19 protein-coding genes and 2 pseudogenes are annotated in these 26434 nt (G+C 40.1%); 18 read left to right on the forward strand and 3 right to left on the reverse strand.

Annotated features, from left to right (window positions below):
* Window positions 1-28 precede the first annotated feature (28 nt).
* From D0T84_RS18445 to D0T84_RS18520, 16 genes and pseudogenes are all read left to right on the forward strand, one after another.
* On the forward strand, window positions 29-859 hold the full coding sequence (locus D0T84_RS18445) for a DNA-formamidopyrimidine glycosylase family protein (protein ID WP_163309329.1): 831 nt from the start codon (window positions 29-31) through the stop codon (window positions 857-859).
* A gap of 48 nt (window positions 860-907) precedes the next feature.
* Window positions 908-1648, forward strand: a complete 741-nt coding sequence (locus tag D0T84_RS18450; protein WP_163309330.1) for a DUF5131 family protein — start codon at window positions 908-910, stop codon at window positions 1646-1648.
* A 42-nt stretch (window positions 1649-1690) separates the two neighbouring features.
* Complete coding sequence (locus tag D0T84_RS18455; protein WP_163309331.1) at window positions 1691-2710, forward strand: histidine kinase; 1020 nt, start codon at window positions 1691-1693, stop codon at window positions 2708-2710.
* On the forward strand, window positions 2704-3729 hold the full coding sequence (locus tag D0T84_RS18460; protein ID WP_163309332.1) for a sensor histidine kinase: 1026 nt from the start codon (window positions 2704-2706) through the stop codon (window positions 3727-3729). The genes D0T84_RS18455 and D0T84_RS18460 overlap by 7 nt, the downstream gene beginning before the upstream one ends.
* Window positions 3726-4442: a LytTR family DNA-binding domain-containing protein gene (locus D0T84_RS18465; RefSeq protein WP_163309333.1), complete on the forward strand. Its 717-nt coding sequence runs from the start codon at window positions 3726-3728 to the stop codon at window positions 4440-4442. Before D0T84_RS18460 ends, D0T84_RS18465 begins: the two co-directional genes overlap by 4 nt.
* Window positions 4443-4631: 189 nt before the next feature.
* Complete coding sequence (locus D0T84_RS18470) at window positions 4632-5483, forward strand: CPBP family intramembrane glutamic endopeptidase (RefSeq protein WP_163309334.1); 852 nt, start codon at window positions 4632-4634, stop codon at window positions 5481-5483.
* A gap of 79 nt (window positions 5484-5562) precedes the next feature.
* Window positions 5563-6126 (forward strand): annotated as a pseudogene (locus tag D0T84_RS23090) (porin family protein).
* A gap of 195 nt (window positions 6127-6321) precedes the next feature.
* Window positions 6322-6498 (forward strand): hypothetical protein, encoded by a 177-nt coding sequence (locus D0T84_RS22475; RefSeq protein WP_185155774.1) that lies wholly within the window; start codon window positions 6322-6324, stop codon window positions 6496-6498.
* Between the two features lie 33 nt (window positions 6499-6531).
* The gene (locus D0T84_RS18485; RefSeq protein ID WP_163309337.1) at window positions 6532-8889 is read left to right on the forward strand and encodes a TonB-dependent receptor; all 2358 of its coding nucleotides are present in this window, start codon (window positions 6532-6534) and stop codon (window positions 8887-8889) included.
* Between the two features lie 35 nt (window positions 8890-8924).
* Window positions 8925-9971: a sensor histidine kinase gene (locus D0T84_RS18490; RefSeq protein ID WP_163309338.1), complete on the forward strand. Its 1047-nt coding sequence runs from the start codon at window positions 8925-8927 to the stop codon at window positions 9969-9971.
* Window positions 9968-11044, forward strand: a complete 1077-nt coding sequence (locus tag D0T84_RS18495) for a sensor histidine kinase (protein WP_163309339.1) — start codon at window positions 9968-9970, stop codon at window positions 11042-11044. Before D0T84_RS18490 ends, D0T84_RS18495 begins: the two co-directional genes overlap by 4 nt.
* Window positions 11041-11754 carry a LytTR family DNA-binding domain-containing protein gene (locus D0T84_RS18500; RefSeq protein WP_163309340.1) on the forward strand — a complete coding sequence of 238 codons (714 nt, stop codon included), beginning with the start codon at window positions 11041-11043 and terminating at the stop codon, window positions 11752-11754. Before D0T84_RS18495 ends, D0T84_RS18500 begins: the two co-directional genes overlap by 4 nt.
* 231 nt (window positions 11755-11985) lie before the next feature.
* Entirely contained in the window at window positions 11986-12813 is an 828-nt protein-coding gene (locus D0T84_RS18505; RefSeq protein WP_163309341.1) for an RteC domain-containing protein, read from the forward strand.
* A gap of 256 nt (window positions 12814-13069) precedes the next feature.
* Window positions 13070-13408: a helix-turn-helix domain-containing protein gene (locus D0T84_RS18510; protein WP_163309342.1), complete on the forward strand. Its 339-nt coding sequence runs from the start codon at window positions 13070-13072 to the stop codon at window positions 13406-13408.
* Window positions 13395-15434 (forward strand): bifunctional DNA primase/helicase, encoded by a 2040-nt coding sequence (locus D0T84_RS18515; protein ID WP_163309343.1) that lies wholly within the window; start codon window positions 13395-13397, stop codon window positions 15432-15434. The genes D0T84_RS18510 and D0T84_RS18515 overlap by 14 nt, the downstream gene beginning before the upstream one ends.
* A gap of 12 nt (window positions 15435-15446) precedes the next feature.
* On the forward strand, window positions 15447-15761 hold the full coding sequence (locus tag D0T84_RS18520; RefSeq protein ID WP_163309344.1) for a helix-turn-helix domain-containing protein: 315 nt from the start codon (window positions 15447-15449) through the stop codon (window positions 15759-15761).
* A gap of 97 nt (window positions 15762-15858) precedes the next feature.
* On the opposite strand, the gene D0T84_RS18525 is transcribed toward D0T84_RS18520, so the two are convergent.
* The gene (locus D0T84_RS18525; RefSeq protein WP_163309345.1) at window positions 15859-21567 is read right to left on the reverse strand and encodes an N-6 DNA methylase; all 5709 of its coding nucleotides are present in this window, start codon (window positions 21565-21567) and stop codon (window positions 15859-15861) included.
* Window positions 21554-22000 carry a DUF1896 family protein gene (locus tag D0T84_RS18530; protein ID WP_163309346.1) on the reverse strand — a complete coding sequence of 149 codons (447 nt, stop codon included), beginning with the start codon at window positions 21998-22000 and terminating at the stop codon, window positions 21554-21556. Before D0T84_RS18530 ends, D0T84_RS18525 begins: the two co-directional genes overlap by 14 nt.
* A gap of 292 nt (window positions 22001-22292) precedes the next feature.
* On the opposite strand from D0T84_RS18530, the gene D0T84_RS18535 reads away from it, so the two are divergent.
* Window positions 22293-22994: a hypothetical protein gene (locus tag D0T84_RS18535; RefSeq protein ID WP_163309347.1), complete on the forward strand. Its 702-nt coding sequence runs from the start codon at window positions 22293-22295 to the stop codon at window positions 22992-22994.
* Window positions 22988-25324 carry a DEAD/DEAH box helicase gene (locus D0T84_RS18540; protein ID WP_163309348.1) on the forward strand — a complete coding sequence of 779 codons (2337 nt, stop codon included), beginning with the start codon at window positions 22988-22990 and terminating at the stop codon, window positions 25322-25324. Before D0T84_RS18535 ends, D0T84_RS18540 begins: the two co-directional genes overlap by 7 nt.
* A 209-nt stretch (window positions 25325-25533) precedes the next feature.
* On the opposite strand, the pseudogene D0T84_RS18545 reads toward D0T84_RS18540, so the two are convergent.
* Window positions 25534-26337 (reverse strand): annotated as a pseudogene (locus D0T84_RS18545) (DNA topoisomerase); the annotation flags it as partial.
* Window positions 26338-26434 lie beyond the last annotated feature (97 nt).

The raw sequence follows: 26434 nt of genomic DNA on the forward strand, positions 1-26434 counted from the left end.
AACAAATCACCCGAATAATCATATCATTATGTTAGAACTCCCCGAAGTAACTACCCTCAGCAGACAAGCGAACGATACCCTGAAAGGAAAAACAATCACGCAGGTTTTCAACGCCACTAAGCCGCATAAATTTACCTTCTACAACAGCAATCCGTTGGAATACGGTAAACTCTTGACTGGCAAAACCATATTGTCTTCGCAAGGCTATGGTATGTTTGTCGATTTTCTCTTGTCGGACCAGGTAATGATGAATATCGGCGATGGTGTAAATGTCCGCTACTATGAGCCAGGCAGTAAAATACCCGCCAACTATCAACTGTTACTGACGTTTAATGATGAGTCGTTTCTTGTCTTCAGCGTTGCCATGTATGGTTTTATCAATGCTTATCCCGAAGGTATTATCGACAATAAATACTACAACCTGAGCAAAGAAAGCATCTCTCCGTTGAGCGATGAATACACCCCGATGCAGTTCGAGAAGCTTTTCTCAGAAGCCAAGAAAACACTTTCAGCCAAAGCGCTCCTTGCCACTGAGCAACGCATCCCCGGTGTCGGCAACGGTGTAACGCAAGACATACTCTTCAATGCCCGCATCAACCCAAAACAAAAGGTCTTAGCATTGTCCGATTCCCAGAAAGAAACTCTGTTCAATTCCCTGAAAGACACCTTACAGGAAATGACTTTCGAGGGAGGACGAGATACACAGACAGATCTTTATGGCAATAATGGCAATTACCAAACCATCCTATCGGCTAAGACATGGAAGAACGGTTGCCCCTGTTGTGGCAATATAATCGTAAAAGAGGCCTACTTAGGCGGATCTGTGTACTACTGTCCCGAATGTCAAAAGATAGATTAAACAGATAAAGCATTAAAGTAGTATCTTTGCGTGCCACTTTAAGTACTTATGCCTAAAAACGCTATCGAACCCAAATCGAAGATGTGGAACCTGTGGCATGGCTGTCATAAGCTAAGCGCAGGTTGCCGGCATTGCTACGTTTACCGGGGCGATGCCAAACGGGGTATTGATAGTAATATCGTTACCAAAACCAAGAACTTCGACCTACCCATACAAAAGAAGCGGAATGGTGAATACAAAATCCCATCCGGTTCGTTGGTCTATACCTGTTTCACTTCCGATTTCTTTGTAGAAGATGCCGATGAGTGGCGCGCGGAGGCATGGGAGATGATACGCCTGCGTAGTGATTTGCGGTTTATGATGATTACCAAACGCATCGACCGCTTACAAGTATCCCTGCCCGATGATTGGAGTGATGGATACGAGAACGTAACAATCTGCTGTACTGTTGAGAATCAAGACCGTGCCAACTACCGCCTACCCATCTATAAAGAGGCTCCGATAAAACACAAAATCATTATTTGCGAACCGCTGTTAGAGCGTATAGACCTCACGCCATACGATATCGGTTCGTGGGCGGAACAGGTGGTTGTTGGAGGAGAATCCGGCTACAATGCCCGCCCCTGCAATTTCGATTGGATAATGGAGTTACATCATTTATGCGTAGAACAAAACCTTTCTTTCTGGTTCAAGCAAACCGGCGCTAAGTTTATCAAGGATGGGAAATTGTACAACATCAATCGTCGGCTGCAACATGCGCAGGCTCGCAAAGCAGGAATCAATCTATAGTCAACCTACTAATTACATAATTTATCTGTAACTTTGCAGCGTATGTCAACAGATAAGACAAAGGATTTTCTATATAAGTTACTTACAGACCCTCATTTCAGGATTTGGAGGCATACACTCTTAATCGTCACATTCACTTTTGTTGCCATAGGCCAGTCTCTGATTGTATTTGGCGAACACATATCAGACATCAGCAACAATACCCTTTATTGGTTTGGAGCGCTCAACGTTATCGGGTTGGGCGGTTTGGTCTATTTTAATCTGATAGTTCTTACTCGCCGTACACTGTTAAAACGCAAGTATGCAGAATATCTTCTTTGCCTGTTTGCAGCCATTTCTCTCTATCTGTTTATCAAAGGAGCAATAGAATTACAGATACTCAATGATATAGGCGTAGATAGAAAGTTCAACGGTGTGATGCTGTTGGATGGACTTTCGAACTTAATGATCTACGCAATTTGTATTGCCGGCGGATCGATTTCGGTACTCTTTGGGCAATGGACGAGTGATACCGAACGGATAACCAACCTACAAAACAGGCAGTTGAAAAGTAGCGTTGAGAAACTGAAAAATCGAATCAATCCTAAGTTTTTATCGAATACACTCGATTATGTGATAGCAAAAATAAAGACCAATGCAGAGGAAGTGCCCGACATACTACTTCGATTGAGTAAAATATTGAGGTATGGTTTGTACGACTGCATGCGGGAAAAGGTTTTATTGAAATCGGACATTGAACATATAAACAGCTATTTGTCGCTGAATCAGCTTAGCTCTAAAAATAAGTACACGTATTCTATTATCATTACAGGCGACACGGGCATTTTTATTGCGCCTTTCCTCTTTATGCCTATCGTTCAACGGATTCTCGAACAGCAGCCTACCGATGTTCTGTTGAAGTTTGATATTACCGATACAAACATTGCTTTTGAATGTAAGGTGCAGGGAACCGATCTAGCCGACTGTGAATTGTCAGAAGAGGAACGGCGGTTAGAGATGTTTTACGAAAAAGAGAGCATCAGAGAAAAGGGATTTGTTAAATACAGTTTGGAAAGATGCTGAAGAAGATAAATGCCATATTGCCCGATTTCCTGTTGATGCCAAAGTATAGACTTCTCAGGCATGTGATCTTGCAAATTGTAATACTGACCACAACTATCAATATATTTTGGGACGAGCCCGATCAGATTTTACAAGGCAGGTTATTACCTTGGATTATTTACAGTTTGCAGGTAAGCTTTATCATCTACCTGAATATGTATTTGCTGGTTCCACGATTGCTGATAAGGGGTAAAACCATCTACTACTTGTTGGCGCTCTTCTTTATTGTCTTCGGGTTTAATATGCTTTTCTCGGTTGGCGCTTTGCAAGATATATCTTCCGACAATCAGTTTGCTGTAGTATTGTTGGAATCGGTTTCCGCTTTTATCGCCTTCTTTGTCTTTTATATCGGAATGACCGCCATACAACTATTTAAGTACCACGTCCAAAACAACCGGAAAATAGGCGAACTGGAAAACGCGACAACAGCCATCGAACTAGCTAACTTACAGAACCAGATTAATCCGCATTTTTTATTCAACACCCTTAACAACGCTAATATTCTGGCAGATGATGCCGAGAAATCGACCTACATACTTCAGACACTCAACGACCTGTTGCGTTATCAAACTCAGGGGGAAGCTAAAGGCGAGGTCAAACTGTCTGATGACATAGCCTTTCTGAACGATTACCTGAGCCTTGAAAAGACACGTCGCGACAGGTTCGATTATACAATCAGCACCGAAGGCGATTGCAATGTAAATATCCCTCCGCTGTTATTTATCCCTTTTATAGAGAATGCCATAAAGCATAATCCCGAAAGCGATTCGTTCATCCATATCTCTTTCCTAAGACAAGGGGAAAAGCTTCGCTTCAAGTGCGAAAACCCCAAAGCCAAGCTGGCACGGGAAAAGAAAGAGGGTGGAATCGGACTGAAGAACATCAGAAAGAGGTTGGACTTGCTGTTTGGAAAAAATTACAAGCTAAACCTGCGAGACGAAAAAGAAATATACACTGTAACACTGGAATTTAAGATATGAAATGCATTATAGTTGATGACGAGCCCATTGCCCGTCAGGGAATCAAAAAACTGGTAGATAGTATAAGCCTGTTGGAACTGCTAGGTACTTTTGAAAATGCGCAAACCGCAGGCGAATTTATGAAAGAGAATGTGGTTGATTTGATTTTCTTGGATATAAAGATGCCCGGTATTAATGGAATCGACTTCGCCCGGAGCATTCACAAAAATACGCTGATAATCTTCACAACTGCCTATTCCGAGTATGCACTCGACAGCTACGAGGTAGATGCAGTTGATTATCTTGTAAAACCAATTGATGCAGCCAAGTTTCGCAAGGCTGTGGAAAAAGCAGTTGCCTACCACTCCCTATTGCTGGATGAAGACAAGAAAAGCGTTGAAAACGTTGAGGACGAATGCATCTTTGTAAAGTCCGACAGGCGGTTCTTCAAAGTAAACCTGAAAGACATTCTCTTCATAGAAGGGCTGAAAGACTATGTTATTATCCAACTCGACGGCGGACGCATCATTACCCGCATGAATATAAAGAACATACACGACCTGCTCCCAAAAGACATATTCTTGCGAATAAATCGTTCCTACATCGTCAACCATAAACACATCGACTCTTTCGACAACAACGATGTCTTTATCAAAACCCACGAAATAGCCATCGGAAATTCATACCGTGATGCTTTCTTCGAGGAATTTATGAAGAATAAGACATTGGGGTAGGTGTTTTTAGAATAATAACCCTCTCTATCAGACTGCCTGTTTTTGACATTCCTATCCGAAACAGGCATTTTTCTTTTCTCTACAAACCAACCTCCTTCGTCTACAAACGAGGCACATCCGTTTCAAATAAAAAATCAGCCATACAAAGCACTGTATTTTCGCAGTATAATTATAAAATATACAGTGAAAATGGAAACAACAGTATCACATTCAGAAACAGTAGGCAGATATAAAAAGCCTGCTTTGTTCTTTATTCTATCTACCCTTATCCCGTGGGTGTTTTGGTTTGCAGCAGGGAAGATAAGTTGGATAGAGCCTTATCAGGATAAATTTCTTCAAACAGCAAGCATACTGGCTTGTATCGGGTTGTTGGCCCCTTTGGGTGTGGTATATTGGATGACCCGCAAAAACAGAATCTTAAGAAAAGACATCTCAAAGCGCTTCTTCAATTTCAGAGATATAAAGCCTGTTTATGCTCTCGCAACTTGCCTGATTATGCCTATCAGTATCATGCTGGCAATGGGTATTTCTCTACCTTTTGGCTATAGCTCCGAACAATTTATCATTACTGGCAACTTCACTTTTTCATCGGGCATTTTTCCCGTATGGTTTCTGCTGATACTTGCTCCTGTTATTGAAGAATTGGCTTGGCATTCTTACGGAACAGACAGTTTGCGAAGCAAATTTAATTTGTTCAACACATCGCTTATATTCGGTGCTGTTTGGGGAGTTTGGCACATGCCGCTTTCAACGATAAGGGATTACTACCAGAGTAATCTCGTACTTGAAGGTTGGATATATGGCTTGAACTTCCTGATAAGTATTATTCCATTCGTCATTTTAATGAATTGGTTGTACTACAAAACGGGACGTAATATTATTGTTGCTATTGTCTTTCATATCACAGCCGGATTTTTCAATGAATTATTTGCTCCGCACCCTGACAGTAAAATCATTCAGACAGTGTTGCTATGCGTTTTAGCTACAGTTGTGGTGCTAAAGGATAAGAAGTTCTTCTTCGATAAAACGATAAATAATTAACATACATATTTCACTAAACAATTTATAAATCAAGGTTATGAAGAAAATGATTATTATAGCGATTTTCGCTATTGGTTCAATGTTCACAGTAACAGTAAATGCACAAACGAGTACTTCATTCGGGGTAAAACTCAACGGTAATCTCTCTAACGTAGAAGTATCTAACCTGCAAAATGGAAGCGATTCTTTCAAACCCGGAGCTTCGCTCGGCGGTTTCGCAAAAATTGAGTTCGGAGAACATTTTGCCCTGCAACCAGAACTATTGTTCAGTTATACGGAACGAAAAATAACCACAGCAGGTGAAAAAACGAGGTTCAAATACGCTTCGGTCGAGATTCCGGTGTATGCAATGGGGCAGTTCAACATTGGTCGAGGCAAACTGTTTGCCGGTATCGGGCCGAATATCGGTTATGGATTCAGCATAGATTCCAAAACAGAAAAATTGCCTGATTAGGAAGAAGGTGTAAATAAATTGGAATTGAGCCATTGGTATATGGGGGGTGGTGTTCTGGTGGGTTATGAGTTTCACAACGGCATATCCATTAATGCTGGATACAAATTAGGATATGATTTAAGTTCCAAAAACAAAGTATCGGGAGCAGATACACAAACGATAAGCTTGGGTGTAGGTTATCGCTTTTAACCATCCCTCGCATTTGCCATATTAAGCCTTTGGATAACCTCCGGAGGCTTTTTTAGTTAGAATGTCTCTAACCCTTCGTCTACAAACTATACATTTCTGTCGCAGAAAGAATGCGGTTCGTATCATAAAATCCAAATGCCTGTCTTTGGAAAGTACTTTTGAACCGGAATCAACAATCAATTAAAACATATTACGATGAACAAGCAGGAAGTAGTAGCAAAAGTGTCGCAGCTATCAGGAGTAGAATATTCTGATTGCTACAAAGTGATCGAAGCGTTAGAATTGGTTTTGAGTGAAGAACTGGAAGCCTCGAACGGAATAAGAAAGGCATTCGGTAAAGTACATAAACTCATGGACTTTTTAAAGAAATAAAAATCAGTAACAACTCTATAAAATACATCAATCATGAAACAATTATCTATCTTCCTATGGCTACTCATTAGCATTTTGTTTTCAGTCAGCGCATCGGCGCAAGACAATAAACCCGTACAAACGATTCGTGGAACGGTCATCGACCATGCTTCGGGCAGTCCACTTCCTTATGTCTCGGTCGGATTGTTGGACTTGCCCAGCATTGGCACAACTACCAACGATGAAGGGAAATTCGAAATAAAGAACGTATCTGTCGGTCGCCATGACTTACAGGCTACATTTGTAGGCTATGAACCTGCCGTTTTTCGTGAAATCATGCTGACTTCGGCAAAGGAAATCTATCTGGAAATCCAACTGAAAGAAAGCGTTCTGCAATTAGACGAAATAGTTATCCGTCCCCGCATCAATAAAGAAGAACCCTTAAACAGTATGGCCCTCTCGGGCGCACGTATGCTTAGCGTGGAAGAAGCCAGTCGTTTCGCAGGAGGCATGGACGATCCTGCTCGTTTGGTCAGTTCGTTTGCCGGAGTAACATCTGCCGTAGGAAGCAATGGCATATCGGTACATGGAAACGCGCCGAGCCTGCTCCAATGGCGATTGGAAGATGTAGAGATACCCAATCCGAACCACTTTGCGGATGTATCTTCTTTGGGTGGAGGTATGTTGTCCTCATTAAGTAACAATGTATTGGGAAATTCCGATTTCTACACCAGTGCATTCCCTGCCGAATTTAACAATGCCGTTTCCGGTGTGTTCGATATGAAGATGAGGAACGGCAATAGTCAGAAGTTTCAACACACCCTGCAAGCCGGAGTGCTTGGATTGGATGTCGCTTCGGAAGGGCCTCTTAGCCGTAAGCACAACGCTTCGTATTTGTTCAACTATCGCTATTCAACTACTGGACTGATGAACAAAGTAAGCCCTGCTGGAGACTTGGAGCAGGAAATGGACTATCAGGATTTGAACTTCAGACTAAACTTCCCCACTAAAAAGGCGGGTGTTTTCTCGGTATGGGGAACGGCATTGATCGACAAAATCAAGCCCGAAATTAAGACACCCGAAGAATGGGATTACATGGATGATGCGAAAGATTCGCGTATGAAGCAGACTTCTGCCGCAGCCGGACTTAGCCATCGTTATTTCTTAAATAATGGCGGACTACTCAAAACCACGCTTGCCACTACTTATTCGAAAACCGATGCGTGGGAAAGCATCTATGACAACAATATGAACTCCTCGCCCTTTCTTGATTTCAAAAGTCAATATACAAACCTCGTCCTGACCTCTTCTTTCAACAAGAAATACAGCACGAAGCATACCAATAAAACTGGAATCACATTTACAAACATGAATTATGATATGGACTTCGACCTGGCTCCTTTCTACACCGAGTCATTGGAGCGCATCTCAGAAGGAAAAGGCAATACCAATCTGATTTCAGCTTATACCTCTTCGCTATTCAATATCAGCGACCGTCTTTCTGCTACTTTAGGCTTGAATGGACAACTCCTCACATTGAACAACAGTTGGACGATAGAGCCTCGTGCCTCAATCAAGTGGCAGACTTCACATAAAAGTTCTCTTGGATTGGCTTACGGACTACACAGCCGCATGGAGAAAATGGACGTCTATTTTGTAAAAACGCAGGCAACAGGGAATGAATTGGTCAACAAAGACCTCGACTTCACCAAAACTCATCATGTTTCGTTGTCTTACAATTACAGAATATCCGATGATATGAACCTGCGGGTAGAGCCTTACTTCCAATACCTGTATGATGTGCCTGTGATAGCGGACAGTTCTTACTCCGTGCTTAACCGCAGCACGTTCTATGTGGAAGACGCGCTGGTAAACAAAGGAAATGGACGCAACTACGGGGTAGACATTACGTTCGAGAAATACATGACCAAAGGCTTGTATTATATGGTAACGGCTTCCGTGTTTAACTCGGAGTATTGCGGCGGCGATGGTGTTTGGCACGATACGAAATTCAACCGCAACTATGTCATCAATGGATTGATTGGTAAAGAATGGATGATGGGTCGCAACAAGCAGGATGTGTTAAGCATCAACCTGAAGCTGACGATGCAGGGTGGCGACCGTTATTCGCCCATAGATGAAGCGGCAACCTTAGCTCATCCCGATAAAGAAACACAGTACGACGAAACAAGGGCTTATTCCAAACAGTTATCGCCCATGTTTCTTGCTAACTATACCCTCAGTTATCGCATGAACCGAAGTAAAGTGTCGCACGAGTTCGCCGTAAAAGGCATGAACGCTACAGGATACAAGGAATATTTCGGGCATGAATATAATCTGAAAACGAGCGTGATAGAACCGAGACGCTTGAAGAACGCAATCTTTAATGTGACCTACAGACTTGATTTTTAATACATTTTTATCATCGAATGATTAATAAGCAGGATATGCTCAAATCGAAATTGTATAATTTTCTGATTGCTCCAAAATACAGGATATGGAGGCATATCCTGTTTGTTTTGGCATTTGCATTAATTTCATTCAGACAGACATCTTATATTTTTCGGGATAAGATAGATATAGTTCAGGATTATATACCGCTTCTCAGCTTGATAACCCTGACGGTGTATTTAGTGTCGTTATATGCAAATATCTATTTTTTCGTACCCTGCTATTTGTTAAATAAAAAGTACAAACGATACCTGCTGAGTGTCTTCGCTATCATATTTATTCAAATAGCATACTTACTTATCATGGAATATGTTGTACGGAACGAGTTGGGATTACCTCATAAAATTCCGGCGTATAACCTATTTACCTTTATCCAATGCATACCCAGTTCTACCATAAATATGATGTGCATACTGGGGACATCAGCCACAGTTCTGTTCAAAAGGCAGGCAATGGAAAATGAACGGATAACCAGAATAGAACAGGAAAATATCAAATCAGAATTAGACCGGTTGAAGGAGCAACTCTCGCCCGACTTCCTTTCTAAGATACTCAACAAGACTTCGGTATTGGTTACGACCGATCCGAGGAAAGCTTCCGATATGCTAATGAGGCTCAGCGGGCTATTGCGCTATCAACTCTATGACTGCAACCGCGACCGGGTATTGTTAAGTGCTGAAGTGAACTTTATCAGAAGCTATCTGGAATTGGAAAAGATGTACAACAGCCGCTTTGAATATGAGTTTACCGTTGACAAGAAGCTCAAAGACATCTTTATCCCTCCGATGCTCTTTATCCCGTTTATCCAGCATGCCATCATGCGAATAGAAAACTCGGATGAATTCATTTCCATGCATGTAAGTTTTACGCCCGAAAAGAACACTCTGTTATTTATCTGCCGAACTTCAAATAAGGTATTGATATCGGAAGTTGAACTTTATGCGATAAAAAAAAGATTAGACCTGATTTATCCCGACGAGGGCTATTTCCTGTCCGTAGTCCATAACGAGGCAAGGCTTCAACTTAAAGATATAATTGTATGATGACGAATCAATCGAATGAAAAAACGATATTGCATTATCTGAATGATAAGAAATATCATATTCACAGGCATGTGTTATTGCAACTATTTGCATTGATTTACGCTTCGGATGTTTTTTGCGCTGTCCCTGGAAAACTAAGTTTCTCCATAGGTGCCTTTTGGGCATTCATTGGAATGTACCTTATTTTTTGCCTGACGGTTTATCCCAATGCATATATTTTGGTTCCACGTTATCTGGCAAAAGGGAAAATAGTTAAATACATAGCATCGGCTGTGGTTCTTATTATTATAAGCTTGTTTGTTATGGCTGTGATTTTAGCCCTGTTTGAGAAGCCAAATACCGGGGTTCTGAAAATTGTCCCGTCGCGCAATATACTTCAAATCATGATGATTATGCTGCCGTCCGGATTAACCATTGGATTGCAAATTATTGCCGTAGCAGCATTTATGTCGTTCAAAAAATGGCTGGAAGATAATAAGCGGGCAGATGAACTGAAAGCCGTCACACTGACTACGGAGCTTATGTTTCTGAAAAGCCAGATCAACCCGCATTTCCTCTTTAATATGCTGAACAATGCTAATATTCTGACGGAAGATGATCCTGATCAGGCTTCACTGATATTGGTAAAATTAGACGATCTTCTGCACTATCAGATGAACGACAGTACGCGCGATAAGGTTTATCTGAGTGCCGATATATCCTTCCTTCGCGACTTTCTTGATTTGGAAAAGACCCGCCGGGATGATTTTAAATACACGATATCGAAAGAGGGAAATACAAGCAATGTACAGATAGCCCCTTTGCTGTTTATCCCCTTTGTCGAGAATGCGGTAAAGCATAATTTCGACAGTAGAGGCGACTCATTCGTGCATCTATCATTCACGGCAAGAGATGGCAGATTGGTATTTACCTGTGAGAACTCTATTCCACAGGAAGAAATACCCCGAAAAGTTGGTGGTTTAGGTCTGGCAAACATCCGCCGCCGTTTGGATTTATTATACAAAGACAATTACACATTGGAACAAACAAAAACCGATACTGTTTACTCCGTCATATTAGAATTAATGTTATGAAATGTATTATTGTAGATGACGAGCCTATTGCTCGCAAAGGAATAAAGAAGTTGATCGAGCAAATTCCGCAACTGGAACTGCTGGATAGTCTCAACAGTGCAAATGCGGCATCCACCTACATGGAATCAAACCAGGTCGATTTGATATTCCTTGATATTCAGATGCCGGGAATAAACGGAATCGAGTTTGCCCGGAGCATACCCAAACATACGCTGATTATTTTCACAACGGCTTATTCAGAGTATGCACTTGATAGCTATGAAGTCGATGCTGTCGATTATCTGGTAAAACCGATTGATCCGGCTAAGTTCCGTAAGGCGGTAGATAAAGCGATCATCTACCACTCTCTGCTACTGGATGAAGATAAAAAGAGTGTGGAGGATGTAGAAGACGAATGTATCTTTGTAAAGTCAGACAGGCGGTTCTTCAAAGTAAACCTGAAAGACATCCTCTTCATCGAAGGATTAAAAGACTACGTCATCATCCAACTGGACGGGCAACGTATTATTACCCGTATGAATGTAAAGAACATTCACGATCTTCTCCCCAAAAATACATTTCTGCGGATAAATCGTTCCTATATCGTAAACAAAAACTGCATAGATTCTTTCGACAACAACGATGTATTCATCAAGAAACATGAAATCGCCATCGGTAATTCGTATCGGGATGCTTTCTTTGAGAAATTTCTGAAAGGGAAGTCGGTGTGAGAAAATATTCTTCTAAATAGTATTTCTTAAATGATCTCGTAGCTTTGCCGCGAGGTCATTTTTCTATTAGATTAATCTTCTTTCTTCTCCTAAATATGCACTACAATCCTTTCTATACAAACGAGCTGTTTCTGTCTACAAATTAGTCTTATCTGTCTCAAATAAAAACCAGACTTTTCAAAACTATATATCTTCGTAGTGTATTAATCGAAGTTATAAAACATATTGTATATGCACCAGTTTACTTCCAATCTGAAAAGAGAAATAGATACCAATATTGAGCAAATAGAATGCTCGGAAATCAGTATGATTACAAAGTCTTTTGAGGTTTCATGTATGCTTACCGAAGCAGTCAATCAGTTAAAATCATTTATTTTATCATACAGTTTTAAGGACGATGAAGAAGAAATATTCTTTTTCAAAGAAACAAAACCCAGACTTTGTTCTCGTTTGATATACTATCGAAAAGTCTATAACATTGAGATAAACCGTCCGGCTGGAGTTGAAAAACAACGGGAGTACCTAAGCGAAATGCTAAATGATATAAACAGGTACAATCATAAACGTCTCGATTTTATACGCTATTACCGTTCTGGCTCATCAAATTTGGATTCACTCTATTTCCTACGTGGTCAGACAAATGCAGAACAATATCTGGAAACATTTCGCCATGAATTTGACCCTAATTTTTCCACCAACTGTGATTTTAAGGTTGCTAAAATATTAGCAAATGATATGCTTTCCGCTTATTTAATGGACGAAATAGAACTACTTACAGACAATGGGATTAAGATTTTTACCAACGGTTTTCCTGCCACCAAAATAACATGGATGGGAAGTAAAGCGGAATTACAGGAACAAATCTTCTCATGGGACAGTGCAGGAATATTCGGAAAAGTGCCACAAACACAACTATTTGATTACATACAAAACGTATTCAACATCCAATTAGACCGTAATCTCTCACGAAGTTTCGATGACCTGAAAATACGGAATACTCCTACGCCATTTCTTGATAAATTAAAAGCTGCTTTATTACGGCGTATGGGTAGAAAATAACCAATACCGATGTCGGTATTTTTAGTGAAACACCCGATTTTGATACTAATTTAGGTCAAAATCGGGTATTTTGGCGTATAATCCACATTATACCGACCTTTTCTAACTTTTCCCTCTCTGCCTTTTGACGAAAAATATATTTTTAATTCACTGTAAATAAATGGATTGAAAAATATTTTCAAGAAAAGTCAGACCGACCTCGTTAGCGACTATTGAGAAACATCCGAACTTTGCATCGAATCAATAAGTTACCATTATGGAAGTGATAACAATAGACAGCAGAGCTTATCAGTCACTAATTGATAAGATAGAACGAATTGCCGAATACGTTGTAAAGAAAGAAGATGGCAGTGGAAATTCTGACAGAGAAATTTGGTTAGACAGTCACGAGTTAGCCAACCTGTTAAAAATTAGTACAAAGACACTTCAGCGACTTCGCAAAGACAAACTGATAAGTTACACTATCTTACGTGGTAGATGTCTTTACAAACTGTCCGAAATAGAAAGAGGCCTTAACGAACGTTTAATCTCCTGCGATCCTCAAACATTGGATGAGTTCCGTAAAAATTATCTGTTGGAAAATGGCTTTAAGTAAAGAGAATATCCTGCATTCGACAGATAAAGGATTGGCTGTTTTTCGCCACTACATTGTAGTTCCTTTTCAACTTGGAAAGAACTTTCTGAATCCGTTGTACAATGACAAACATGCATCCTGTAATATCTACTATGATCGCAAAAGCGATTGTTACCGACTGAAAGATTTTGGTAACGATGATTATTCAGGAGATTGCTTTACTTTTGTTGGTAAACTGGTTGGGATCGACTGCAAATCGCCAAAAGGTTTTATCCAAATCATGGAGAAAATAAACAACGATTTACACTTAGGGCTTTCAGAATCAACAAAACCGGCTGTTCCTCCAAAGCGGATAAATAATTCTGTTGAGAATCCAATAGCAAAGAAGTCCAGACCCTATACCATTCAACAACGTAGTTTTACAAGTTCAGAACTCGATTGGTGGGGACGGTACGGAATAGAGGAAAGAACGTTGAAGCACTTCAATGTCGTTTCACTAAAGCGTTTTGATAGTGTCAGTAAAGACGAGAAGTCTTTCTATTTTCTTTCAACTGGGGAAGAACCAATATTCGGATATTTAGGTAAACAACATATCAAAATCTATCGTCCTAAATCGGAAATAAGGTTTCTTCAAGCGGGAAATATTCCTGAAGGATATTGTTTCGGGTTAGAACAATTGCCTGCAAAAGGAGATTTACTATTTATTACTGGTGGCGAAAAAGATGTATTGACTCTTAGTTCACATGGTTTCAACGCAATTTCTTTTAATTCCGAAACTTCTAATATTCCACAAAACACAATTCAAAAGCTATCATATCGCTTCAAACATATTATTCTGTTGTTCGATGTTGATAAAACAGGTTTGAGTAGTTCTGAAAAACAAGCCCAACAATTATCTCCTTATGGCGTGAAACGATTGCTCCTACCCCTCGCCGGAACAAAAGAAGAGAAAGATGTTTCCGATTATTTCAAGTTGGGCTATACCACAGACGATTTTATGAAACTGTTCATTGACTATTTAGATACTCTTTATAACGAAACCATGTCTGCATTGAAATCATGTGAGGTCGATTTTAACAATCCTCCACCTATCGCTAAAATGGTTATTTCAGTAAATGATGTACCATTGGGTACGCAAGGGAATTTGCTTTGTATTACTGGTGGCGAAGGAACCGGAAAAAGCAATTATGTTGCAACCCTGATAGCCGGATCAATCCGAAGTCAAGGAGAATGTATTGATTCTTTAGGTTTGACCATTGAAGAAAATCATAAGGGAAAGGCGGTTTTGTTTTACGATACCGAACAGTCTGAAGTACAACTTTATAAAAATATCAACAATCTGCTTCGTCGAGCAAAACAGGAGCAGATGCCAGATAACTTTCATGCCTACTGTCTAACGGGAATTTCCCGAAAAGAACGCTTACAGGCAATTATTCAAAGTATGGATAAATACCATTATCAATACAAGGGTATTCAATTAGTCGTGATTGATGGTATTGCCGACCTGATTAAGTGTGCCAATGACGAAGCAGAAAGTATTGCCGTTATTGAGGAATTATACCGCTTGGCAGGGATATACAACACTTGTATTGTGACGGTATTACATTTCATCCCAAACGGATTGAAACTTCGTGGACATTTGGGAAGTGAGCTTCAGCGGAAAGCTGCCGCCATTCTTTCCATTGAACACGACAATGAACCCTCTGTATCAGTTGTAAAAGCATTAAAAGTACGTGACGGAAGTCCTTTAGATGTTCCGCTTATGCTTTTTTCGTGGGATAAAGAAAAAGGAATGCACGTTTACATGGGTGAAAAATCGACCGAAGCGAAGGAAAAACGAAAAGAAAATGATCTGGCTTCGGTGGCTAAGGAGATTTTTTCTCGTAAGCGATTTCTTACTTACGCGGAACTGTGTGAATTAATCCAGATGTCACTTGATGTAAAAGAACGGACGGCAAAAAATTATATCAAATTTATGCGAGAGAAAGAAATAATCATAAAAGACCCGTCCAATCAGAATTATTTCATGATAGGGCACATCATCTAAAACCCAACAGCCATGTATATAGACAAAAATAATTTTGAAGCGTGGATGGAACGAATCATGGATCGCTTCGACAAACAAGATAAAACACTTGACAAAATGAGTAAACATCGCAATATGTTAGACGGAGAACTCCTGCTTGATAATCAGGATTTATGTATGCTGCTTAATGTCAGCAAACGGACTTTACAACGATATCGTGCTACGGGCGAATTGCCTTTTCAAACGCTATATCACAAAACTTACTATAAGGAAAGTGATGTTCATGCTTTTATCAGAACAAACTTTAATAAGAAAAGGGGTAATAACAACAAAAATAAAAACCCGTGAGGACGATACTTATTTTCAATCTTTTATGTTCATAGTTGAAGTTTTTATGATTAGAAAAAGCCCATACCGTCGTGATGACAGGCATGGGCTTTAATTTTTACAACTTAATTCCTCTTGAAACATCTTTCTTTTCCACTTTCGGCGGACTACCGCCTACCGAAGCAATAACAAGCCTATCGCCCATGATTTCTTTCACTCTTTGCAAAGTGTTCGGTAATGGAGTGTCCTGGACAAATGAAGTTTCAGGCTTCCCTTGTAATTGACTTTGATTGTTTACCGAAACAGTGTTGTCCTGCACGCTCTCCTGCCCCTCGCTTTCTTCGATTGGTTTAAGCGAGAGTTGGATTTCTCGGTCTAAATTAATCAAATCATCTTTCAGGGCTTTCAGTTCCGGTTCCTTTCGCCAAGTTCCTTCGACTACTTCTTTAAGAACGGGAATATCCTTTTGCAATTTCTCGTTGTCTGCCTGATATCTCTCCAAAAGTTTCGGCATAGTATCGAGAGCATTCAGGAAATTTTGTGCTGCCGTCTTCGGATCGATCGCCATTACCCCATGATTGTAGTTGTAGAGAATGTCGCCTTCGCCTTTGATAAAGAAGCGGTTTTGTATTACATCAAAACCGTCTTTAGCTGTGGTTTCGGACTTTACCATTAAATCAAAACCGTAAAGCGTACCGATTTTCTCATGCGCCCCATGTGTACAGGCTTTGTCGGCTATTTCATTTAGTTTTGTGCCGACTTCTTTCGGGTTACTGCCCAGTAATCCGTCCAACTGAACAGGATTCAGGCGGGTTACTCCGTCAGGTTGGTACTGCACACGGGAATTGAACGCTTCAATATCCCTAGAGATACGGCTAATAAATCCGTTATTCTTCTCCACGTTGGAAACAATATCTTCCAACTTGTAGCGAGAAGAAGATTTTCCACGCATAAACGCCTGCCGTTCAGATTCCAAAGAAGCGATTTTCTTTTCCAACCGTGCCTTTTCCAACAATTCGGTATTGCCGGACAGAATAGCCACATATTCAGAAAAATTCATACCGCCTTTTTCGTCCATGCTACCCTCGTCGATGGTACGGCTGCCCAGTGAATTGTTCTTCAACTGGCGAATGAAAAGCTGCTTATTGTGGAGCAAGCCGAATTTATAAGCATCCAGTGATTTTTCAACGGCATAAATAAGTACATCGACCTTATTATCGGCATATAGCTTGGCTATATCGTTCCCTTTGCGAATGCCCCGACCGTCACGCTGTTCAAGGTCTGACGGTCGCCAAGGCGCATCTAAATGATGAATGGCAACACATCGTTTCTGTGCGTTTACTCCGGTTCCCAACATTTCAGTAGAGCCAAACAAGACACGGATTTTACCCTCATTCATATCCTTAATCATGGTTTTACGAGCCTTATCCGTTTTGGCTTCCTGAATAAAGCGTATTTCGTGAGCGGGGATTCCGTAGTCATCCACCAGTTTACGCTTTATCTCGGAGCATGGGTTCCATTCTCCGGGTTTGTAAGTGCCCAAATCAGAGAAAATAAATTGGGTTGCCTTGTGTTGGTCGAACTTTGTGTAGTAATCCGATACCATTTTAGCAACGTGCGAAGCCTTATTATCCACATGGTCGCCGTACTTAACGGGATCAATCAGCCGCATATCGAGCGACATTTTTCGGGCGTAATCCGTGGCGATCAACATTTTGGCTTTTTCCTCTTTTTCGGATAGCGGGGCACGTCCCAATATTTCGCCTTTACCTGTTTTGGCGAACTCGACTAACTTCTGAATAAATTCCTGTTGGTCGGGCGTAGGCGGAATATTGTGTAGGATTTCGTTTTTAACGGGTCGGTCGATACCAATATCTTCAGCAGAACGATAGTCCGTAATTTCGGCATAAAAAGCGGCTAATTCGGGTACTTTGATGAAATACCGGAAGCGTTCTTTCTGCACAATCTCGTTTGTTACCGAAAATTCATAGTCTATCGACTTCTTGGCGAAGATTGCCGCCCACGCATCAAATGTATTAATGCCTTGGCGTTCCAGTTCGTTTGGCCGGAGATACTTGAAAAGCAAGTATAACTCTGTCAAACTATTGGAAATGGTTGTACCCGAAAGGAAAGTAGCCCCCAAATCCTTGCCCGTCTTGTCCTGAATGGTACGCAGGGCGAAAAGCATATTCAAGGCACGTTGGGAGCCTTCGGCATTACCCAGACCTGCAACCCTGTCGTGCCGAGTGGTAAAGGTCAGGTTCTTGAAGCGGTGGCTCTCATCAACGTACAAATGGTCGATACCCATTAAACGGAAATCTACCGTATCATCTTTTCGATTTTCAATCTGATAGGCGATATTACTCAACTTGGCTTCAAGATTAAGCTGCCGTTTGACTAAGCCTTTCTCCATAGCACGGGATATTTCCTTACCCTGTGCCCGTAATACTTCCAGATTTTCTTCCACCGAATCGAGTTCCGCCTGTAATATCCGTTGCTGTATTTCGGGCGACTGAGGTATCATACCGAATTGTTCGTGTGTTAAAATGATTGCATCCCAGTTATTGTTTTTCATTTCGTTGAAGATCTTCGCCCGTTTTGCAGGGGTAAAATCTTCTTTGCCCGGATACAGCACTTTGGCATTGGGGTAAGCCGTACAGAAAGTTTGGGCTATCTCATGCACATTGGCTTTAAGAGCCATAATGAGCGGTTTGTTTACCAATCCCAAACGTTTTTTCTCGTAGGCGCTTACACACATAATGAGGGTTTTTCCACCACCCACCTCATGGTCGATTATGCCCCCGCCATTGAGTTTATCCATCCAAATCGCATCCTTCTGACTTTTGTACAAATCGGGAATACCCAAGCCTTTCAAATCAAGTCCCGGAAACTCTTGCTGGCTTCCGTCATACTCCGGACGGACGAAACAATTAAACGTGCGGTTGTATTTATCCGCCAGTCGGTCTTTGAACTCCTGCGATTGTTCATTCAGCCATTCTACAAAGCCGTTCCGTATCTCGTCAATCTTGGAGTTGGCGAGTTGGATTGATTCGGAATCACGCACTTTAACCTCTTTGATTTCCCCGTCAATCATCTTATTGACTTTCTTCGTAATATCGGGAGAAGTGTTGTGTAGGGCGTGTTTCATCAGGGCGATACCGTCGAAAGTCCGGTTCGTTGATTTAACAGCGTACTGATCCCATATCTTGATATTTTTGCTGTCGGCTTTCAGGGTGTACTCATCACGGCTTTGTGCGTAATGTACCGATACGTTTGTATCGAACAAATGCGAAGCATACTTGCTGTAAATACCAGACGGAATCCACCGCTCTCCAAAGTTAAAATCCAAATCCTCGAACGGTATCGGGCGGGGTATTGCTTCTTTGAGAGCCTTTAAGGATTCTTTTGCCGTTTCGTGGTTGGAGTGGTTTTCTATATACCGCTCAACATGTTCCGCTTTGGAAATAACATTGCCACTTATGAATTTGTCTTTAATTTCATAAGCCCCTATCATCGGATTGAAAAATACCTGCCCTTTCAGTTCCTCCAGTATTTCCTCCGAAGTACCGCCTGTAAGCCCTGCCATATATTCAAGGTTTACCGTTGCATACTTATTAAGCGAAGCGGTCAGGGCTTCCCGTGCATTATCCGCATGGGTAATCTCATTCGGATTGAAAGCAACCGGTTGTTGGAAAATATCGGCTTTAACTGCTTTGCCATTCACATAGCGTTCAAGGGAGAGAATTTCTGTTCCTCCGGCATCCATTTTAATAAGGCTTAGATTTTTCGCATCGTTTATATTTCCGAAACGACGGGTAAAATCATCGTAAAGCCTGTTCAACATTTCACGTAAGGCGGGATTGGCTTCCAACCTTGTTGCTTCGTTATTATACAGGTGGTGGTAAGTATCCCGTATTTCAATATAAAGGGATGCTTTCGCCTGCTGTGTTCCTGTGAGCTGAAGCGGATGGAACATCGGCTGAAATCCTTCTAAATCGCGCAAATAACCTATACGATTATTTTCGTCAGTTACGAGAGAGCCTTCACGATAATGGGACGGTATATCTTCTGCATTATAGTAGGGAATCGGCTTCATGCGTTCCTGCTGTTCCCGTTCGGCTTCTTCTTTCAGCCGTTCCAGTTGTTCCTCCCGACGGGCATCAAATACGGGATAGGCTGCCGCAGTTTCCTCTTGTAGCTTTTCCCGTTCCTGTGCAGCGTTATGCGCCATTTCTTCCCGCCAATCCATAAACGGAAGTTCTTTAACTTCCTCTTTTTTCACCTTATTGCTTTTACGACGTTTAGGACGTTTGACCTGACTGCGTTCCTCTTGGGTAAAACCAAAAAGGTCATAGAGCGTAATTAATGGTTGCTCTGTAACAGACTTCGGTTTCGCCTCCGGAGTCGGCTCTTTCTTAATGGCAGGATCGTCCATATCGAAAAGCGTACCCGAATAATTTTGTTGTTGTTTGGGTGGTTTGGGGTTGCTTTCAATCACAGGTTTTATCGTTTCGGATTGATTATTGTCGGGAAACCAGTCGTCTTCAATAGCTTGCCAAAATGGATCGAGTTCTTCCGTTTGCCAAAGGGGATTGAGGTCATTGGTATTTGATTCAAGTTTGGGTCTAACTTCTACGGTGGTTGCTACCTGTTGTTCCGGCGAGTTCTGTGCATGGGTTTGGTAACGCTGTAAATCCAAATGTTGGGAAAAATCCTCTTTCAACATTTGCCGCAGGTCTTTGGCAATACCGTCCACTCCGCCCTCATGCGTAAAGACAATCGCAGGTTTACCGTATGGATCGGTATCAATCTTAGAACTGGTTTGCACAACCCTATCGAAATCACGGAACAGGTTGTTAATGGAAATACCGTTCGACAATTTGCGGGATTCGATAAAATCCTGCTGACGTTGGCTTGGAACTATGTTTTTATTGTTCCGTTGCAGGATAATAAGGTCGCTACCGACTTCTGTTCCGGCATGGTCGGAAAAGAGATTGTTCGGTAAACGGATAGCTGAAACCACATCGCAGGTGTTCATCAGGTATTCCCGTATTGGCTTGTTCTGTTCCGAATTGAGTACGCCCTGACTGGTTATAAAGGCGATTATCCCGCCCTCTCTGGCCGACATAACACTTTTTACAAAAAAATAGTTGTGTATTGCCTGTGTCGATTGTTTGACCGCAGGTATCTCATGGTTGGATAGTAGCGGATCGAATACCGAAACATCGCCGAACGGTATATTGGACGCTATCACATCGAAATGCTGTGAGTAGCGTCCTTCCATTTTTTCGTAGCCCTCAATCCTTACCTTATCATCGGGATAAAGGTGTGAGAGGATTTTACCTGTCAGCAGGTCTTTTTCAAATCCGGTCACTTTGGCTTCAGGAGCGGTTTCTTTGAAAGAAGAAATAAAAGCACCTGTTCCGGCACTGGGTTCTAAAAAGCGTGTCGGCGTTATGCCGCTATCTTTTAGGGCATCTGCCAACACATCAATGACAGGCTTTGGTGTATAAAATGCGGTCAGGATAGAACTTTTCAGAGAACTGACATAGCGTTTGTAAACTTCCGGAGTGAGAGAACTTTCACGGAGTACCTCGTGAAGTTCCTGCACCAACGGAAAAAGCTCGACTTCGGATTTAGACCACCGCTGAATATCTTCGGGTTTGTCGGCAGGGTTAAGAATTGCTTTTATTCCTCCGAAACCTGAATATTGAGCGAGCATATCCAGTTCTTCGGGAGTTGCCTTTCGTTGTTCCTTATCGAGCCTTAACGCTAACTTAATTGCATCAATATTCTGACGCAAATGAGTTCGCTTATTGTAACTCATTTTCGAGCAGTATCAGGATTGTGCCGACAAGCTCCGTATAGAGCGACTGGTACTCGGTTGTCTCGGCATAATCATCGTTCAGGTTGTATTTGGCAAATACCGCCTGACATTCGGGTAATAAATCTTTCGCCTTTGTTTGGGCTTCGCCCGGAGATACTTCGTCGAAGAACTCGTTCCAAAGGATTTCAACGATTACATTATAAGGAGAAAAGTGTAAACCTTTGAATAGAGCTTCGTTTGCGATTTCGGCAGCCTGAATATGGTCTAAACCGCTTTTAATGGCTTCACTATATGCTTCGGCTGCCATATCTCCACGTCCTGCAATAAAGGAAAGGTCATTTGTTTTGTCTGGGTGGGCATCACGCAGAAAGGATAGTAGATTGAGCCGGAAATACGACATTTCCGCAGGCTCTAAATTTGAATTGTATTTCATACTGATTACTGATTTTGTTCTGCATCACTATTAATGCAGAATAAAAATATCTGTAATCAGTGAGTGAAAAGGTGGATTTGAAGCAGGTGGAAGCATGTGGCTTCGATTTGGATATATGTGGCGTTCATGGTAGTGATTTTGAAATATATAGAATTTATGCGTTCGGGCTCTTAAATATTTGCTAAATTTGCGGGCTATTGTTTTGTGCAATACGTAATTTGCTGACTTGTTTTGTATTAAGAACTTCATTAGTTATTGAGAAAGGTTTTATTAGAAATAAACAACAATTTGTATGAATATTGACATAAAAAATACTGATGATTATATCGACAAGGAAACATATCCAAATTGTGATATAAACTGTATTCATATTCAAATAAAAAATTTGAATAAAACTGTTCATGAAATGAGTTCTGAAATAGCTGATACCAGTTGGATAAACAATCTGGGAGAGTTGGATAAACTTATTTTTAATGCTACTGCAGAAAGAACAATAAACAAAGTTGTAAATGAAATTCTGTCTAAAGTTTCTAATGGCCTGAATGATGAAATTGGGGAGTATTTAGTTTCCTATTCAGCTCAGAATGTCCTTGTCAGTCACTACAACCACACAAAAATACCATTAGCTGAACTTTTAAAAGAAAAAGTATCAGGAAATCCCGGATTTGATTTTCACACAATTAGCGAGAAAAGGTTTTTGATTTTTGGAGAAGCAAAATTTAGTTTGAGTGATACTCCCAGAGCTATTGCTTTAGATCAGATTGGAAATTTCATTGACTTAAAAAAGGATTATGCAGAGCTAAACTCATTAAAAACATTTATAGACGAGGAAACTCATTCTAATATAGTTGCAGGAAGAAAAGGGTATGCAGCCGCATTCTCTTTTAATGCAAAAAATATTGATACTATATTTAAAAATGCATTAGAAAGCGAAATAATAGAAGAGATTGCCAAACACAATGAATTATTTCTAATAGCAATTGAAGTATGTTAGACAAAGAACTATTTGAACAAGATGATTATTCGGAGTTGTTTTCGAAGATATTATTTGATTTCCACCTAAATGGACCAGTTGACTCTAACCACTTAGAAACTCTATCTTTATTAAAACTGAACCATCCTGAATATTTTTCAAAATATGAGTCTCGATTATTATACTTTATGGGGCTATTCTATAAGACTGAATCTCCTTCGTCATTCCTTGAATTAATTTATGATATCTATTCAAAATCAATAGAAGAAAGTACAGGCAGAACCTTTACTCCTGTTCAAGCTGATGCATATAATTCAATTATAAAATATGATAAATTTTCTTTCTCAGCTCCCACAAGTACTGGAAAGTCCTTTTTATTTCAAGAAATTATAAAGGATATAAACGGGGATGTTATTGTCGTTGTTCCGTCAAGAGCATTACTTTCTGAATATGTTATTAAAATAAAAAAGGTTACTCCTAAAGATATTTTAGTGTTGCCTTTTATAGAATTTGTGAACACGAAAAGAACTCATAAGAGAATTTTCGTCATTACCCCCGAAAGGGGAGATGAATTGTTTAAAAACATCAATAAACTAAACATTGAACTTTTTCTTTTTGATGAAGCGCAGTTAACAGAGGAAGGCATTAGAGGCATGAAATTTGATTCTTTCGTTAGAAGAGTAGAAAAAAAATTACCTGACGCAAAGAAAGTGTTTACCCATCCTTTTGTAAAAAATCCAGAAGCTCAGTTAATTAAGCACGACCTATTGACAGATAGTAGTTCAGAGTCTTACAGACAGAATAATGTTGGAAAAATATTTTTAGAACATAAAAAATCAATATTCAAATACTTCTCACCATATCAAGACAATAGCAACGGGAAGATTAAATATGATGGAGATATTGTTGAGCACATTCTTTCTAATGGAGGAACTTGTCTAATTTACGTCTCTAAAGGAAAAATTTATGATTCCTCATTTATTGAGACATATTCAAAATATCTACAGCTATGCCCTGATATTACAGACAAAAGGGCATTAGAATACATCAGTGAATTAGAAGACTATTTCGGAACAAGTAGAGACAAGCAGTCTTTAGTAATTTACTTGATGAAAAAAGGTGTTGTTATTCATCATGGGTCAATGCCACTAAAGGCAAGATTAATTATAGAAAAATTTGTGAATGAAAGCTATGCAAAGTTGTGTTTTTCGACTTCAACATTAATACAAGGGATAAATATGCCCTTTGACTTAGTGTGGATTAACAATTTTCATTTCACTGGAAACGAGAACAAAAAGAATTTAGATTTAAAAAATCTTATAGGACGAGCAGGGAGGACTACTTCCACCAAAAATGTATTTGATTACGGATTTGTTGTTGTGGAGTCTTTGAATAAAGGATCTTTCATTTCCAGAATAAACTCAGAATCGTCTATTTCAGAAACATCACTTTTAGACGAGACCAATGATTCTTTTGATGAAGATTTCATTGATATTATAGATGCTATTAGAAATGACACTTTTGATGTAGAATTAAATCTAACCAATACACAAATTGAAAGATTAAAATCAGATGACATTGAGAAAGAAGTTAAGTATATATTAGATAACTTGATGAATAACAACAAACCATTAACAGGTAATGAGTATTATTCGATAAGTGATAGTGTAAGAAAAAATATTAAATCATCATTTCAAAATATTTATAAAACGCATTTAAGAAGGAATGACTTAACAAGTGGAGAAAAAAGCGTATTAAGTGCTTCTATACCTGTTCTGTTATGGCAAATACAAGGAAAATCTTTTGCTGAAATAGTTTCTCTCAGACATGCTTTTCTGTCAGAAAAAGATATAAGACGAAAGTTGAGACGAAAGTTGAGAAACGGAGATATAACAGATAAAGAATATCACATACAACTTGAATCGACCAAAATTAGATTTTCTTGCATAGCCGAATCTTTGCCTAACAGAAAGTTTACGAAACCAGTCCCTCTTTTTGAAAGGAATCTGAGTGTAAAGGATATTGACTTTGATTTAATCATCTATGACACTTACGATTACATAGATAAAGTTATTTCACTTTCTTTGAAAGACCCTTTATCTGCAGCTTTCTTACTATACTACAACAAACATAAAGATTTAAGGGCATTATATCTAAGCAACTACATAACATATGGAACAAATAATCAAACTGAGATATGGTTACTGAAATATGGATTTACGTTTGATGAAATAGAATGGATACTACCCTTTGTTGAAAATATCAACGAGCAAGAAATCATCTTTAAAGAATCAGTCGTTGATATTCTTGATGATGAATACAAAAAAGAAATAATAGAAAGATATATTTGATAGTTAGAGTATTTGAACTAACTAAAAAAGGCACTGAGGATCCCTCCCCAGTGCCACCACTAAAAAAATTCAATAGCACCTGATTTAACAATTTCTCATCAAACCTGTGGCGTATGAACTTTCTTAGTGGCAAATGTACGATTAAGCGAGGACAGTACAAAATTCATTTTGGATTGTCGAGCGTGAGTACATTATGAAAAGATAGCACTTTATTTGCGTTTCTTATTGAAGCCCTTCTTTGGAGGGAACTCAAAAATTGTTTTATACTCCGCATCAAAAGCTACCGCAGCATCAAAAGGCTTATTCTCTTTGCTTTTGAAGCCTTTGATAACTCCTGTTTTACCTTTAGTAAGTAGATCTTTCAGTTGTCCGTCGGTCAGGTCTTTGCCTGATTTGTTCCGAAACACAGTCAATCCGCAATCTTCGTTCTGACACTTGGCAACCTTCTGAAAGAAAACAACCTGACCGTTTTTGCATTTAGGACATGGGTAACTCTCACGCTGATTGCCACCTTCGATTTTACTTTCCAGTAATTCAGTCGTTATTTGTGTTGCATATACTTCAATTCCTTTGTGGAACGTATCAGCATCCATTTTCCCTTCTGCTATCTTATTCAAAGCGTTTTCCCATTCGCCTGTCATGCTGATATCGACAATCTTTTTATCACGGACAGCCAGATAAACGACCAATCCTTTATTAGTGGGAACGAGCGATTTCTTCTCGCGTACAATATATTCACGAGAGAATAATGTTTCGATAATACTGGCACGGGTAGCAGGAGTTCCGATACCTGATTCTTTGATTGCTTCCCGTTCTTCCTCGTTGGTAAGGTCTTTACCGCAGGTTTCCATAGAAGAAAGCAGACTGCTTTCTGTGTGTAACGGGCGGGGCTTGGTTTGTTTCTCCAATAAGTCCGTTCCGTTAATAGAAAGGACATCGCCATTGGATAAAGACGGAAGTGCCGGAGCATCATCTTCGCCTTTTTCATCATCAGGTGCGTTCAATACGGCACGCCTGCATAATCCGGAGCATCCCCACCCAGTAATCCGGTTCTAAATCCATTAGAAATCGGTTCTAAAAATCTGCCATTCCGGCAGATATCCACCCAAA

Origin of the sequence: Dysgonomonas sp. 521 (genome assembly GCF_010501055.1) — a bacterium.
In the GTDB taxonomy this organism is placed as follows: domain Bacteria; phylum Bacteroidota; class Bacteroidia; order Bacteroidales; family Dysgonomonadaceae; genus Dysgonomonas.

What these genes read in the sequence shown, in the direction of transcription:
- D0T84_RS18455 (WP_163309331.1), top strand. Translation starts at nt 1,691, where the DNA reads ATGTCAACAGATAAGACAAAGGATTTTCTATATAAGTTACTTACAGAC.
- D0T84_RS18460 (WP_163309332.1), top strand. Translation starts at nt 2,704, where the DNA reads ATGCTGAAGAAGATAAATGCCATATTGCCCGATTTCCTGTTGATGCCA.
- D0T84_RS18525 (WP_163309345.1), bottom strand. Translation starts at nt 21,567, where the DNA reads ATGAGTTACAATAAGCGAACTCATTTGCGTCAGAATATTGATGCAATT.
- D0T84_RS18465 (WP_163309333.1), top strand. Translation starts at nt 3,726, where the DNA reads ATGAAATGCATTATAGTTGATGACGAGCCCATTGCCCGTCAGGGAATC.
- D0T84_RS18535 (WP_163309347.1), top strand. Translation starts at nt 22,293, where the DNA reads ATGAATATTGACATAAAAAATACTGATGATTATATCGACAAGGAAACA.
- D0T84_RS18505 (WP_163309341.1), top strand. Translation starts at nt 11,986, where the DNA reads ATGCACCAGTTTACTTCCAATCTGAAAAGAGAAATAGATACCAATATT.
- D0T84_RS22475 (WP_185155774.1), top strand. Translation starts at nt 6,322, where the DNA reads ATGAACAAGCAGGAAGTAGTAGCAAAAGTGTCGCAGCTATCAGGAGTA.
- D0T84_RS18485 (WP_163309337.1), top strand. Translation starts at nt 6,532, where the DNA reads ATGAAACAATTATCTATCTTCCTATGGCTACTCATTAGCATTTTGTTT.
- D0T84_RS18530 (WP_163309346.1), bottom strand. Translation starts at nt 22,000, where the DNA reads ATGAAATACAATTCAAATTTAGAGCCTGCGGAAATGTCGTATTTCCGG.
- D0T84_RS18515 (WP_163309343.1), top strand. Translation starts at nt 13,395, where the DNA reads ATGGCTTTAAGTAAAGAGAATATCCTGCATTCGACAGATAAAGGATTG.
- D0T84_RS18450 (WP_163309330.1), top strand. Translation starts at nt 908, where the DNA reads ATGCCTAAAAACGCTATCGAACCCAAATCGAAGATGTGGAACCTGTGG.
- D0T84_RS18540 (WP_163309348.1), top strand. Translation starts at nt 22,988, where the DNA reads ATGTTAGACAAAGAACTATTTGAACAAGATGATTATTCGGAGTTGTTT.
- D0T84_RS18520 (WP_163309344.1), top strand. Translation starts at nt 15,447, where the DNA reads ATGTATATAGACAAAAATAATTTTGAAGCGTGGATGGAACGAATCATG.
- D0T84_RS18495 (WP_163309339.1), top strand. Translation starts at nt 9,968, where the DNA reads ATGATGACGAATCAATCGAATGAAAAAACGATATTGCATTATCTGAAT.
- D0T84_RS18500 (WP_163309340.1), top strand. Translation starts at nt 11,041, where the DNA reads ATGAAATGTATTATTGTAGATGACGAGCCTATTGCTCGCAAAGGAATA.
- D0T84_RS18470 (WP_163309334.1), top strand. Translation starts at nt 4,632, where the DNA reads ATGGAAACAACAGTATCACATTCAGAAACAGTAGGCAGATATAAAAAG.
- D0T84_RS18445 (WP_163309329.1), top strand. Translation starts at nt 29, where the DNA reads ATGTTAGAACTCCCCGAAGTAACTACCCTCAGCAGACAAGCGAACGAT.
- D0T84_RS18510 (WP_163309342.1), top strand. Translation starts at nt 13,070, where the DNA reads ATGGAAGTGATAACAATAGACAGCAGAGCTTATCAGTCACTAATTGAT.
- D0T84_RS18490 (WP_163309338.1), top strand. Translation starts at nt 8,925, where the DNA reads ATGCTCAAATCGAAATTGTATAATTTTCTGATTGCTCCAAAATACAGG.